The 12,070-nt window shown below is 68.6% G+C and carries 9 protein-coding genes and 5 pseudogenes; 6 read left to right on the top strand and 8 right to left on the bottom strand.

Features of this window, described 5'->3' with window-relative positions; translation table 11 throughout:
• Nucleotides 1–347: 347 nt before the first annotated feature.
• Nucleotides 348–869, top strand: a pseudogene (locus tag AB0A61_RS38610) (IS5 family transposase); the annotation flags it as partial.
• Here the strand turns inward: AB0A61_RS38610 and AB0A61_RS38605 are convergent.
• From AB0A61_RS38605 to AB0A61_RS38595, 3 genes and pseudogenes are all read right to left on the bottom strand, one after another.
• Nucleotides 869–1,015, bottom strand: a complete 147-nt coding sequence (locus AB0A61_RS38605) for a hypothetical protein (RefSeq protein WP_361303578.1) — start codon at nt 1,013–1,015, stop codon at nt 869–871. The pseudogene AB0A61_RS38610 and the gene AB0A61_RS38605 sit on opposite strands and share 1 nt — an antisense overlap.
• Nucleotides 1,016–2,108: 1,093 nt before the next feature.
• Nucleotides 2,109–2,366, bottom strand: a pseudogene (locus AB0A61_RS38600) (competence protein CoiA); the annotation flags it as partial.
• A gap of 378 nt (nt 2,367–2,744) precedes the next feature.
• Nucleotides 2,745–3,434: a hypothetical protein gene (locus AB0A61_RS38595; RefSeq protein ID WP_361303575.1), complete on the bottom strand. Its 690-nt coding sequence runs from the start codon at nt 3,432–3,434 to the stop codon at nt 2,745–2,747.
• Between the two features lie 886 nt (nt 3,435–4,320).
• Between AB0A61_RS38595 and AB0A61_RS38590 the strand changes: the two are divergent.
• Nucleotides 4,321–4,773: pseudogene (locus AB0A61_RS38590) on the top strand (IS5 family transposase); the annotation flags it as partial.
• A gap of 104 nt (nt 4,774–4,877) precedes the next feature.
• Here the strand turns inward: AB0A61_RS38590 and AB0A61_RS38585 are convergent.
• Both AB0A61_RS38585 and AB0A61_RS38580 read right to left on the bottom strand, forming a co-directional pair.
• Nucleotides 4,878–5,315 carry a hypothetical protein gene (locus tag AB0A61_RS38585; protein ID WP_361303572.1) on the bottom strand — a complete coding sequence of 146 codons (438 nt, stop codon included), beginning with the start codon at nt 5,313–5,315 and terminating at the stop codon, nt 4,878–4,880.
• A 302-nt stretch (nt 5,316–5,617) separates the two neighbouring features.
• A complete protein-coding gene (locus AB0A61_RS38580) occupies nt 5,618–5,848 on the bottom strand; it encodes a hypothetical protein (protein ID WP_361303569.1) in 231 nt (76 codons plus the stop codon).
• Nucleotides 5,849–5,947: 99 nt separating this feature from the next.
• On the opposite strand from AB0A61_RS38580, the gene AB0A61_RS38575 reads away from it, so the two are divergent.
• On the top strand, nt 5,948–6,280 hold the full coding sequence (locus AB0A61_RS38575; protein ID WP_361303566.1) for a hypothetical protein: 333 nt from the start codon (nt 5,948–5,950) through the stop codon (nt 6,278–6,280).
• A 645-nt stretch (nt 6,281–6,925) separates the two neighbouring features.
• Nucleotides 6,926–7,234, top strand: a pseudogene (locus AB0A61_RS38570) (ATP-binding protein); the annotation flags it as partial.
• A gap of 286 nt (nt 7,235–7,520) precedes the next feature.
• Here the strand turns inward: AB0A61_RS38570 and AB0A61_RS38565 are convergent.
• Entirely contained in the window at nt 7,521–8,351 is an 831-nt protein-coding gene (locus tag AB0A61_RS38565) for a class I SAM-dependent methyltransferase (protein ID WP_361303563.1), read from the bottom strand.
• A gap of 61 nt (nt 8,352–8,412) precedes the next feature.
• On the opposite strand from AB0A61_RS38565, the gene AB0A61_RS38560 reads away from it, so the two are divergent.
• A complete protein-coding gene (locus AB0A61_RS38560; RefSeq protein WP_361303560.1) occupies nt 8,413–9,012 on the top strand; it encodes a helix-turn-helix domain-containing protein in 600 nt (199 codons plus the stop codon).
• Between the two features lie 61 nt (nt 9,013–9,073).
• On the opposite strand, the pseudogene AB0A61_RS38555 reads toward AB0A61_RS38560, so the two are convergent.
• A pseudogene (locus AB0A61_RS38555) lies at nt 9,074–9,303 on the bottom strand (transposase); the annotation flags it as partial.
• Between the two features lie 644 nt (nt 9,304–9,947).
• Between AB0A61_RS38555 and AB0A61_RS38550 the strand changes: the two are divergent.
• The gene (locus AB0A61_RS38550) at nt 9,948–10,403 is read left to right on the top strand and encodes a hypothetical protein (protein ID WP_361303557.1); all 456 of its coding nucleotides are present in this window, start codon (nt 9,948–9,950) and stop codon (nt 10,401–10,403) included.
• Nucleotides 10,404–10,525: 122 nt separating this feature from the next.
• Here the strand turns inward: AB0A61_RS38550 and AB0A61_RS38545 are convergent, their stop codons facing one another.
• Nucleotides 10,526–11,146, bottom strand: a complete 621-nt coding sequence (locus AB0A61_RS38545; RefSeq protein ID WP_361303554.1) for a hypothetical protein — start codon at nt 11,144–11,146, stop codon at nt 10,526–10,528.
• Between the last annotated feature and the right edge of the window lie 924 nt (nt 11,147–12,070).

Below are 12,070 nucleotides of genomic sequence, written 5' to 3'. Positions count from 1 at the left end.
CTGATCCCTCGTCACACAGAAGGTCATACACGGCCTACCGAATGAAAGCCCCCAAACAAGGACAGGAACGAGAGCCGCATACAGGGCCTGACCTGCATAAATGCCCTCTTAGAGGTCGTTTTCATCTGTATTGCCTGGATATGGGGCGGTCTTTGGAGTGTGGGATTGCGGTGCGGAAGGGGTGGTGGGATGTGGTCGGGGCCTGTGTGCTGGGCGGGGTGACGGGTGGGGCGGGACGTGGCTTGTTCCTGTCTCATCCCAGGACGCCCGGTCTTCCTGGCTGTGTGCTTCGGTCGCCGCTGCTGTGCGCCTGGGCGCACTCGGGTCCGCGGCGATACGCCGGAAGCATGCCGACGCGACGCCCGTTTCCAAGTGATCTGTCCGATGCCCGCTGGGAGTTGATCGAGCCGGTGCTCTCGGCCTGGCGCTTCGAGCGCCGCGGCAGGGCCCTGGACTTCGGCCGGCCGCCCGAGCATGATCTGCGCGACATCATGGACGCGATCTTGTATGTGGACCGCACCGGGGTGCAGTGGCGCTATCTCCCGCACGACTTCCCGCACTGGAACACGGTCTACGGATACTTCGCCAAGTGGCAGCAGGAAGGCGTGTTCGCTCAGCTCAACGGCCTGCTCAGACGGCTGCTGAGGGAGAAGGAGGGGCGGGACGCCGAGCCATCGGCCTGTGTGATCGACGCCCAGAGCGTCAAGACCTCCGGCAGTGTTCATGCCTCCAGCCAGGGCGTGGATGCCGGGAAGAAGATTGTCGGGCGGAAGCGGAGCATCGTCACCGACACCATCGGTCTCCTGCTGGCCGTGCTGGTCACCGCGGCGAGCGTGCAGGACTCCGTCGCCGGCACCCGGCTCCTGGACTAGGTCGCCGCCGAACACCCCGACTCGTCGGGCACGGCGGGCACCGGCCGGCACACCGCCGCGTCGACCAGGTTGAGCGGGGCGCAGTCGTCGAAATCGGCGCGCTTCATCCGGGTCCAGTCGCGGCCCTGGGGTATGGCGGTCACGTGCGGCCTCCTGTCTGCGCTCGCGGTCGGGGTGCGGGCGGCGCGCCCGGCGGCACGTGGGTGTCCGGAGCAGTGCCGTGCGGTGCTCGCGTCCCGGCGGCGAGCCGCCGCGCCCCGGCGGCCGTACGGCGGACACGGAACATCGTCTTCGCCCACCATCGCTTTCCCTTCCCGGCGACATTCTTTCCGCCGAGCAGGCCGCCAACGGGCCGACCATGCTCATCTGCTGTGCCCAGACCTTGGCGGTGTCGGGGGATCCGGGGGCTGGGGTCGGATGCGCAGGAAGGTGCAGTGCTTGGTGGTCGGGTTCAGCACTGCGACTTTCAGCGGGGTGCGGGCGGCGGCCTGGATGCGGGCGAGCCAGGTCTGGCCGGGTACCAGGATCGTCAGCTCTGCCGGCCACCGGTCGTGCTTGAGGATCGGGGCACACCACACCGGCGAGCCGGAACGCCCGGCCCGGGTGGGGCCTGCTGTAGACGAGCAGCCCGTTGCCGTGCGCGGGACTCTGGCCGCCGTACTCGACCGTCTTGCCGGAGACGGTGCGCACGAGCTGCGCGAAGGCGGGCCACACCCCGGCATCCATCCCGGCGTGTTCGAGGAAGGCGGCCAGACGTTCCTGCTCGGCCCGCCGTTCCTGTGCCTGCAGCAGGGCCTCCTGCAGACGCCGTTCGGCGGCAGCGGCATGCCCGGCGGCAGACCGGCGGGCCTGCCCGGCGGCCCGGGCACGCGCGGCAGCGTCAGCCTCCGCCTCCAACCGCGCCCGGGCGGCCGCCAGTTCCACGTACGCGGGGGCCGTCCACCACACCGTGCCGCCCGGCCCGGTATGAGGCTGCACACGCCCCTGGAGGATCCACCGGATCGCATCGCCGAGCGGGCAGGTGATGTGGGTCCAGCCCGCCTTCCCCGCCAGCGTGCGCGGGGCCCAGGTGTAGCGCGCCAGGCCGTGCCGCACCGTCCAGCCGGCCCCGCGTTCTTCGGGGTACTCCACCCGCAGCGACGGCACGGCCCGTTGCCACGGCCGCCCCTGCAGCCCTACCCAGCACACCCCGATACCGTCGCGCGCATACCGGTCCGTCCGCATCCGCGCATCCTCCGGCGTCATCGGCGACAACTGCGCTTCCAGGGCCATGAATGCACGGCTCTGCTCATCGAAGACCAGCACATCGGCACGCCAGTTCCCCGTCTCGCTGCTGACCTCGAGCTCTGCCCTGAACCCCGCGGCCCGGGCGGCCATGGCCAGCTCCAGCTTCAGCAGGTGGTGTTCCGGGGACTCGTTCGCCAGCTCGCACTCGGGCGGCCGCTCCTGGTGGTAGAAGTGCCGGGCACGGCGTGAGGAGACCCGTGCGAACATCCGGCCCCCACATTCCGGGCACGCCAGGTGCAGCCCCTCGACCCGATGGACGTCCTCCCAGGCACGGCCACACCCGAGATCGTCCAGCGAGGCATCCAGCCGCCCCCATTCGGCGTGGACCGCAGTGAACCCCATCCGCCCTCCCCAGGCGCGCGGTGTCTCAGCTCGGTGCCGGTAGTTCGCTGGGCCGCAGATCGAAGGGGAGCAGCTGCCGCACGTCGCTCAGGCTCTCCCCCTCACTGGCCGGTGCTGGTTCCCTTTCTGCCCTCATCCGGGCCGGCGGGGGGGCACGCACAGCAGTTCACGAGAAGAAGCAGGTCAGGGCTGTGCATGGCGCATCAACGATGACGGCTTGGAGTCGTGTTGGAGCTGCCCGGATCATGCGGCTGTCGCCGTGGTGCGTCGGGTGGCTGCAGCGCGGGTGCGGGCGATGTCGGTGGGGTGGATGCCGTAGCCGACCGGATCCAGGCTGATCAGGTCGCGGTGCAGGCGGCGTATCCGCAGGGCCAGGTCGAGGTGGAGATGGGCGCGCTTGTCACGGACCTCGGCGATCGTGCGTGGGTTGACGTCGAGGCGTTGGGCGAGTGTGGTGGCAGGCCATCCGGCGCGCGCCAGGTCGGCCAGCAGCCGGGATGCCTCGGTGGAGTCGGTCAGGCCGGGGGCGCCGGGGTTGCGGTGGTGGGGGAGTGGGATGCCGAGGATGGCGTCGGCGGAGGTGCGGGCGATGTCCCGGGCGGGGGTGTCTTGCGTGGGGGTGCGGAGGATGCGGCGGACTAGGGTCACGGACAGGCCGGCCCGGTCGGCGATGTCCTGCGCGGACATCCCCCACTCGCGCAGCCGGACCGCCCACCGGGCGGCGGCATGCGGTGGGACACGGGCGGACAGACCACGCAGACGGTCCTGGTCGCGCTGGCGGCGGGCACGCAGTGCTGCCTGGCGGCACTCGGCGCGGGCGCAGCCGTAGTCGGCGCACGATGCCTGGCCGTGCCGGACCGACGACCGCCGCGGCCGACGCTGCCGCACGGCCGGCACGGCGACGGAAACAGACTGCTCCCCGGTGAGTGGCATGGCGATTCCTGCTGCGAGTTGGCTGTGCCGGCCCACGCTACGCGCCCCCACCGACAAAGCAGCCCCGCTGCGCACCGCGTGTGAGGTCCACAGGCCCGGGCAGCAGCGCACGCCGCGCCCGTCCTCCAAAACCGGTCGAGACGACGGCGGCGTAACCGCCACAGCGTGCAGCCGGGTTGACCATGCAGCAGGTCAGCGGTGCTTCCCGAGAGACGGTAGGCCGCCAGGGACAGTCCGCACACTGCTCCCCACCCGTACGACGCGCGCCGGTTGCTCGGTGGCTTGCTTCTCTGCCTTGGCTTTGTCGGACGCGGCCTCCCTGGCGGCCGCCTGGCGCGCCATGAGGTTGCGTGCCTTCTCCCTCCGTGCCATGACCGCTTTGTGTCGCGCCATGGCCTCGGCGGCGGACTCGCCCGTCGTCGGTCTGGTCATGATCCCCCCAGAGAATGCGCACCTCACCGTCTCGCCATAGTCGATGCAAAAGCCCTGCCACGCCATGGGAAAGCCCGAACAGGCCCGAGCTATCGTCCGGCGCAAGCCGACGGCCTCGACCCGGCTCAGTCCGGGCCCGGGACCGATAGTGCAGACCCCTGCACTGGCTGCAAAGAGGCCCTGGACGCGGAGCACTTGCCGCCGCCGGGCGGAGCAAGGCGGGACCTGCGCCGATCTCCGCTCTTCGTACGCATCGCGTACGCCAGTCGGGCGCGTGCTTGTCTCGTCTCCGACGGCTCAGTGCTGGCCGCTTCCCTGATGGCTCACGCGGGTGCTGTCGCTGGAGCTGGGCGCAAGTGACGCGAGCGGCGACCTGCCTACGAAGCGGTGGGCGGCTTCCTCGCCGAGGAGCTGGCGCACGTGCCAGGGGCCGGTCAAAAAAAGGGGGATCCACACGGGCCCCTCGCCGGTCGACCGCGGCCGGGCCGGCTCGAAACATCACCTGATCACCGATGGGCGCGGCACCCCGCTCGCGGTCCTGCTGACTGGCGGCAACCGCAATGACGTTACCCAACTCCTGCCGCTGCTCGACGCGATCCCGCCGGTCCGCGGCCGGGTCGGCCGTCCGCGTCGCAAGCCGGACTCGCTCTTCGCCGACCGCGGCTACGACCACGACATCTACCGCGACCAGGTATGCGCCCGAGGCATCGTGCCCGCGATCGCCCGGCGCGGCACCCTGCACGGCACCGGACTCGGCACCTCCCGCTGGGTCGTGGAGAGGAGTTTTGCCTGGCTGCACGGCTTCCGACGCCTGCGCATCCGGTGGGAACGGCGAGCCGACATCCACGAAGCGTTCCTCAAGCTCGCCTGCTGCCTCACCCACCGACAACTCGGCTCATTGTGTTAGCCGTTGTGAGCGAGAGAAATAAAACCCCTTCCCAGGCAATCTGGGCGGGGCTCTTTCATTTACGCGCACAGCATTTGGCCAGGCTCGCGAGACGGTAGATGCGGTCAGGTGACCGTGATCCTCGCACTCTGCGCATTACCGTAATACGACCCGTTGTACCAGTACCCGACCTGAATGACGTACGTACCAAGGTAGCCGCCACCATCATCGGGGTACTCGCCAGGCGTGTACCAATCGACGTCCCCAATTGACGGTCCCGCGCACTTGTAGTCGTAAGCCCAGTTCGTACTTCCATCGTCGTGCACGCGCAGCAACTGGGCGCAGACGTAAATCACAAGCCTGTTTGGGTTCTGGACCTTAACCTCACCCATGAAGGCCCCCTCGGCGCCCAACATTGAGCACGCGTCGAGGAGTACACCCGGCGTCGTTCCTGCCCAGCCTTTAAGACGGCATCCGCCGCCCCTCACGTCTGCCTGAGCGGGTGTAGCCGCAATAAGTCCGCCCGCGAGGACGGTCCCGGCAATGGCTGATGCGAGAGCCATGCGTCTCTGCTTGCGAATTGCGTGTAAGAACCTCATGATTCCCCCACTCTGAGCGACTGCGACCATGCGTCATACATCGTGGCCCAGCCTTTGAGCTGATGCAAGGTCTGTACTGCCTCCCCGCGTAGACGACTTGAAAACGGTGCTGGCTGTGGCAGCCGCCCCCGGAACACCCCGAAGCCGCGGGGCTTCCCGCCCAAGCGACACCGGAGGCGTGATCGGCAGTCGTGCTGGAGATCCTGTTCACCCTGCGCCGGGGGCCTGCAGCATCTCCAGGACGTCACGCTGCGCTCCGAACTCGGCTACCAATCGGCCACCGGCCGCAGGGCAAGCGCCTCAGAGGTGCGTGCGTACTCCCACACGACGATGCCGTCCTCGTTGAGCGGGCTGACCGCGGCGTCGAGGCAGACGCCGCTGCCAGCCCCGAACTTCCAGTCCACGTCGGGCAGCTCCTGCACGAAGACGAACTCCCCGAACCCGCCCCCGGACGTGACGTACGGCAGCGGCTGCAGGTCGGCGTCGAGTAGCCGCATCTCGGCACCCGGCAGGTCTGTCGCTGGCCGGCGACGCCGCCGGGGCTTCGGGACAGCGGTCGCCCGGCCGCAGGGGCGGCAGACGGCGCCTGGAGCGGCTTGACGCCCAGCACGGTCAACCGCTCCTGTTGCTCGGGCAGGAGCCGCGCCCAGGTGCCCGGCTGCTTCTGCTGCTGGACCCACTTCGCCGACATGCGCATCAGCCGCCCGAACACCATCCGCGCACTCAGGGCACTCGACGGCGCAGTGCATCAAGAACCTTCTCCGTCCGATGAGCCGGCCGCACGCGCCGCCCGGATCGCAGCGCAGTCCCGTGAACGCTCCAAGACCACCGCACCCGCCGCACCACGCACCCATCCCGCCGCGGATCAGGTTCGCCAGGCCCACGACTCCTCCGCGCAGCAGCACCAGCCGGGCGTACGCCCAGCCTGACCGCCCAGGGGTGTCGGCGCCCCTCTGGTCGCCGGACCCGCGCCGCCCCCACTGCGCGTGTCCTGCTGAACGGCGACCGCGAGGTAGAGCCACGCCGCGCCCTGGCCGCCTTCCTGGACGGCTGGGGCGCGGCGGGGGATCGACGTCTCAGTGCTGGCCGATTCCCTGGAGGCTCACGCGGGCGCTGCCGCTGGAGCTGTGCGCAGTGACGCAAGCGGAGAGCGCCGGCCTTTCTCGACCGCGCGCAGCTTAGGAACAGTTGGACTGTCTCAGAGCTGGTGCCGTCTCAGTTGAGACGGCGGCTCTAGGCGTTAGCCCCGACTGGACGACCGAGTGATCTGTCTCAGAAAGAGTTGAGCAGCTTCATCCCTTCGTAGCGGAGCCGAGAGCACTGGTTGACGAAATGCGTCAACCAGTGCTCCGTGCCGTACGCAGCGGGGACGCGGCGAGCGTGTCTGAAAGATCGTGTAAGTCCGTGATGTGGCAGGCTGGCCGAGGCCCGGCCTCGGGCCCTGGTCAGCCGGGACGGACACAGCATGACGGACAAGGAGAAAGCCCCGGCCGTCGAGCCGGTCGAGGACAAGCTGGTGGACGAGGTCGTCGAGCGGCTGATAGACCGCGCCGACGCCTCTGGGGCGGCCCTCGCTGACCAAGACGATCGCCCGCTACGGCCGTGCCGATCTTTTGGGTATCGGCGAACTCGGCTGCATGGAGCTGGACAAGCACGGCGCCGAACTGCTCTTCCAGGCTCTGACCGGGCGGGAGGAGAAGAACAGCGTCGCCATCGCCTCTGATGAAGCCTTCGGCGCGTGGACCGACACCTTCACCGGCCCCCGGCTGTGCACGGCCATCGTCGACCGGCTCACTTTCAACGGCACGATCATCGAGACCGGCACTGACTCTTGCCGCCTCGCTCAGACCCGGGCGAAGGCCGAACAGGCCGCCACACGCTGAACAGGAGTTATCGTCCAATTTTCTGTGGACCAGGAGGTGGATCTCCTGCTGCTCCTGTCCTCCGGAAGGAATCGGCACGATGCTGGAGGGCTTCTTCTCGTTGGTGCGCTCCCGCCCGAGCGAGACCGGGATCGGTGATCGAGTCGTCGACCCGGATGAATGGGCGTTGTGCCGCGGCTTGGACGAGGGCTCGGGTCTTCCAGGTCAACGCGCCGACCTCGCACTCCGGTGCGTCGCCGAGTTCATGAGTCTGCTCGCGCTCGGCGACGCCCGACGGTTGCGGTGGTCAGGCCGTGTGGGAGCGGGTCGAGGTGATCACGACGGATGTGTAGGGCATGGTGACGTGGCCGCCGATCTTGTCGATCGCGGTTCCGGCGCTGTCCAGGACCTCGGCCATTTTGTCTGCGGGGAGTTGGGTGAGGCCGCCGAAGGTGGGGAGCTGGTCGAGCCACTCTTCTCGGGAGTAGGTGCGCTCCCAGGCGAAGCGCCACTGTTCCGGCTCGCTGAAGCTGCCGGTCTGCCGGATCCCGTCGGCGATTTTCGCGAACAGTGGCTGGTATGCGTCCACGGCCGAGCCTCTCAGCAGGCCGGGGTTGAACGGGGAATCGGGGGCGGCCTGCTGGAGCGCTGCGGTGAGGGCGTCGATCACTTCGGCCGGGAGCTGGGGGACGTGATGGAAGGGGGCGAGTCGGCCGCCGGGCCGGAGCACCTGGGCCGCCTTGGCCGCGCCGGCGACGGGGTCCACCCAGTGCCAGGCGGTGCCTGCGATGACCGCGTCGAACTGCCGCCCGGCCGGCTGCCAGTCCTCGAACCTGGCGACCTCGACCTCGATGCGGCTGCGTCGCGCAAAGGCGGCCATCCGCTCGTCGGGCTCGACACCGAGCACCGTGCAGCCGGCCGCCTGGAATTGCCGGGCCTCGATGCCGGTCCCGGCTCCGACGTCGAGGACGTGCCGCCCGGGGCTTGCCTCGACGATCCTGTCCACCAGGGCCTGGGGATACGGCGGTCGGGCGCGGTCGTAGCGTTCGGCGTCCACGCCGAACGACTCGGCCGTCTGCCGGTGGTGATGGGGCTCGGGCGCGGACTTGTCCGGCTGTCCCTGCGATAAAGTGGGCATGCGCCCACACTAACGGGCGCATGCCCACTTGTTGAGGCGGAGCGGCGCGGAAAAGGAGACAATGCCGTCAGGGGTGCACATCCACAACGTGCGCGGCCAGTTGTTCGAAGCCGCCGAGCGCGTCCTGCTGCGGGACGGGCCCGACGCGTTGACCAGCCGGGCGGTCACGCAGGAGGCGAACTGCGCCAAGGGCGTGCTGCACCGGCACTTCACCGACTTCGACGCTTTCCTGGCGGAACTGGTCCTCGACCGCGCCCGCGGCATCGAGGACCGGACCACGACTCTGCGTGCCGCCGCCGGCACCGGAAGCGTGGTGGACAACCTCGCCGACGCCCTGCAGGATCTTTTCGGGCCCGTCACGGTGGCAATCGTCGCGCTCATCACCTTCCGCGACGGCCTGCGCGCCCGACTGCGCGAGGCCGGTCTGACCGGCATCCCACTGGCCGTGCAAGGCACCGCCATGATCGCCGCGTACCTCATCGCCGAGCGGGAGCTGGGACGCCTGGCCGGTGACGCCGACATCGACACACTCGCCCCCACCCTCGTCGGGGCCGGGCACCTGCTGTTCGCCGACCGGACAAGCGCCCCGCCGCAGACCACCGCCATCCGCAAGATGGTGACCACCGTCATCGCCGGCGCCTTGCGACCACCTCGGCCGTGACCTGAGCGCCTCGGTCACACGTCGCCCCGTCCGCCCCTGCCCGGCTCTGGTAGACCTCCACACGCGGGACCTTGACCTCGACCGGCCCGACGTCGGTCAGCACGGTCTTGGCCCGGCCCCCGTTGCGGGAGTTGCCGCTGCCCCGGCCGGCAGCATCGTGCTTCTCATGGCCGAGGCGATCGGTTTCTCACCCTCCAGCGCAGACTCCAAGACCCGCTCGGTCAGCTGCTGCAGCAGCCCACCCTGCCCGGTCAGCTGCAGCCCCCCCGACCGGGCCCGCTCCACCAGCATCGCGGCCAGCTGCTCATCGGACACGGGCGCAGGCTGCCCGGGCTGGGCACTCTCGACCGGCTCCACAGCCTCCAACTCCACGGCGGCGTCGGTCGCTTGACGCCACTTCCATGATCGTCGGATCCGCCGTTGGATGTACACTCCCTCCACACCCGCTGAAGGGAGCCCCGCGCCGATACCCGAGGACCAACTCCGCGCCAGAGCGAACTGCGCGAGATGCACGTTGGCTGCCGAGTGCCCCCGATAGGCCGGCCCGGAACTGAAGCGCTACAAGCCGGCCAGCCGTGTCGTCAAGGGCAGACCTGTGGGTGGCGCTGGGATGAAGGGGTGGTCTGGGAGGCGTATCAGGCAGCCGAGGTCGCCGAGCAACTTCTGCCCGACGCCGAGATCGGTGATCCCCTGCTCTCCTCGCCCCTTGAGAAGACGCGGTACGCCACGTCCGCATCAGCTTCCTCAGCGCGGCCGACGGGGCAGGTTCCTGGATCTGGGCGAACCAGGACACTGCCCAGGCCCTGCGGGAGGACAAGGAGGGCACGCTCCACGCCCTCCAGAGCGGCGGCATCGGCGCGGCCTCCGTCGCGGCCGTCGGCGGCCGCGTACGGGATCCTCGCCCGCAAGCGCCGCGAGCTGATGCGCGAGTGGGTGTGCCGCTGCACCAAGCGCTCGCCGTGCCGCTGGGCATCCCGGAGCAGACCGGCCCGCGCCGCTACCTCCATGGTCTTGTCAACGTCAACGTCAACGACGCCGACGCGGCGATAGGCATCGACGTGGCCGCCCATCTGCGGTTCAACGAGGACCTGGTGGCCGACCTCATCGTCAAGAAACGCGCCCTGGAGAACGTCTCCTTCACCTGGCGCCGAGCTGGGAAGGACCCGCACGTCATCGTCAAGAAGCGGCACATCCCGCCCAAGGCGCTGCGCCCCTCCGACCCCGGCATGTGCGAGATCCTCGCGAAGATGCCCAAGTCCGCGCCGCTCATCGGCCTGGGGGCGGACAAGAAGAAGGTCTCCGTCGACCTGGACCACGACTCCCCGCATGTCCTGATCTTGCGGTACGTAGCCTTGCTGAAGAAGACCACCGGTAGGTCGGGTCCGCCGTAGGTGAGGGATGGCCCTGTCGGGACGGCGGGGCCTCAGGCTACCGTTGCTTACGGGCTGCGGCCGTTCGCCCTCAGTGCGAATGAGGGCGAACGGCCGCAGAACCCATGCTGAGGCGCAAGGTCTCAGGAGGTTGCCTTCCCTATGCAAAACCACACAGTTCCGGCTCCGAGGCCCCCAGCAGCGGTGATGCATGGCACACATGCTGCACCAGCCGTTCCCACGCACGCGGCCGCACAGGCGGTCGCAATCAGCGCGAGTGTCCAGGACGAGACGCCTGCGTTGGCGAGGCAGCTGTTCAGCTTGTGCCAGCTGAACCCCTTGGCAGCAATCTGCGGCTCCTTGGTGGGAGCGCTCGGAAGGTCGGCGGCCTTGATGATCTTGTCGTTCGTCAGGGAGCCGTTGCGCCAGACCTGCGCGTGACCGGTCTTGTCATCGTGGGTGAGCTGCATCTCCAGCGTGTTGTCCAGCTTGCCGCAGGCGTCGTAGACGGCGTTCAGGCTTGCGCCAACGACTTGGCCACTGATGGGCACGGCGACCTGCGTGTTGCCGTTCTTGAAGGCGTAGACGGTGGCGCGCTCGAACGCCAGGGATGAGCCCGCCTTCAGATGAGCGGATATCTCCTTGCGGTCCACCGCGGTCTTGACGCGGTTCACCCACGCCTGTGCCTGCTCGCCCTGCAGGACGGAGGACTGGCTCTGCAGCTCCTGGACCTTGTCGACAAGCGCAGCAGCTTCGGGGGACAACCCTCTGTCGGCCGAAACGGAAGCGAAGGCAGCGGGGGTGTATGCGTTGCTCTGAGCGGCGGTAGTGCCGATGAGAGCCAGGCCGGCGAGGGCCGCAGTGGCAAGACGGTAAGAGAGTTTTACGGAACCGTTCTTTCTAGCTGACTGCCAGATACAGCCAGCACGAGGGACAGAGATGCATTGGGCGCTAGCGGCGGCCAAGGATCACGAACAGAACAAGCAGAGAACTCGCGGCGGCCGCTGCCCAGGGACTAGGGCCGTTGTCCCAGGTCGCCACGGTTGCCGCCAAGGTCAGCGCCACATTGAAGGCGGCAACTCCCACAGCAACGCCAGGTGTTCGCCTCTCCCTCATGACATGTCCTAACTGGCTATGCGCCACGTAAACGCGATCATGAGAGACCATAGCAGAACCTGTATAAACAACCTGACGATCATTCAATTCTCAATAATCAAAGGTCTTTGCATCCCCGCGCCGTGGAAATGAGGTGCCGAGCCCGGTCCCGTCAACCAGGCAATGCGTCGCGCCCTTGGGTCGGCCACCAGCCGGTTCAGCGCCAGAACACGCTTGCCGTTCGGTGAGCCCTCTCCCGCTCGTAGTGCTCCGCGACGGGCACATGGCCTCGCTGCCCCCGCGGGTAACGCCGTTGGCGAGTGAGCACCGCATCGCTGCACGGTGGACGGCGACGCCTCAAGGGGGCGTGCTGGGCATTTCGTCACTTTGGCGGCCACGTGCGGCGGGAGGCGATAGTCATGGAAGCTGACGTCGTCGCCGAGCTTGGCGCACAGCCCGTGCAGGCATGCTGGTGTGGTCGGGGGGTGGGGGTGTGGGCCTCGCTGTGTGGGGTCTGGTCTGCGGTTTTTTCAGGTAGCGGGCTGGGTGATCAGGTCGTGTCACTTGCGGTGACCGGTGATCAGGATGAGTGG

It is taken from the genome of Streptomyces sp. NPDC046197 (assembly GCF_040646295.1).
Taxonomy (GTDB): Bacteria; Actinomycetota; Actinomycetes; order Streptomycetales; family Streptomycetaceae; genus Streptomyces.
Note: the sequence above shows the minus strand (reverse complement) of the source record. Positions and strands in the feature narration are given on the sequence as shown.

What these genes read in the sequence shown, in the direction of transcription:
- AB0A61_RS38595 (WP_361303575.1), bottom strand. Translation starts at nt 3,434, where the DNA reads ATGCCACTCACCGGGGAGCAGTCTGTTTCCGTCGCCGTGCCGGCCGTG.
- AB0A61_RS38585 (WP_361303572.1), bottom strand. Translation starts at nt 5,315, where the DNA reads ATGGCTCTCGCATCAGCCATTGCCGGGACCGTCCTCGCGGGCGGACTT.
- AB0A61_RS38580 (WP_361303569.1), bottom strand. Translation starts at nt 5,848, where the DNA reads ATGCGGCTACTCGACGCCGACCTGCAGCCGCTGCCGTACGTCACGTCC.
- AB0A61_RS38565 (WP_361303563.1), bottom strand. Translation starts at nt 8,351, where the DNA reads ATGCCCACTTTATCGCAGGGACAGCCGGACAAGTCCGCGCCCGAGCCC.
- AB0A61_RS38560 (WP_361303560.1), top strand. Translation starts at nt 8,413, where the DNA reads ATGCCGTCAGGGGTGCACATCCACAACGTGCGCGGCCAGTTGTTCGAA.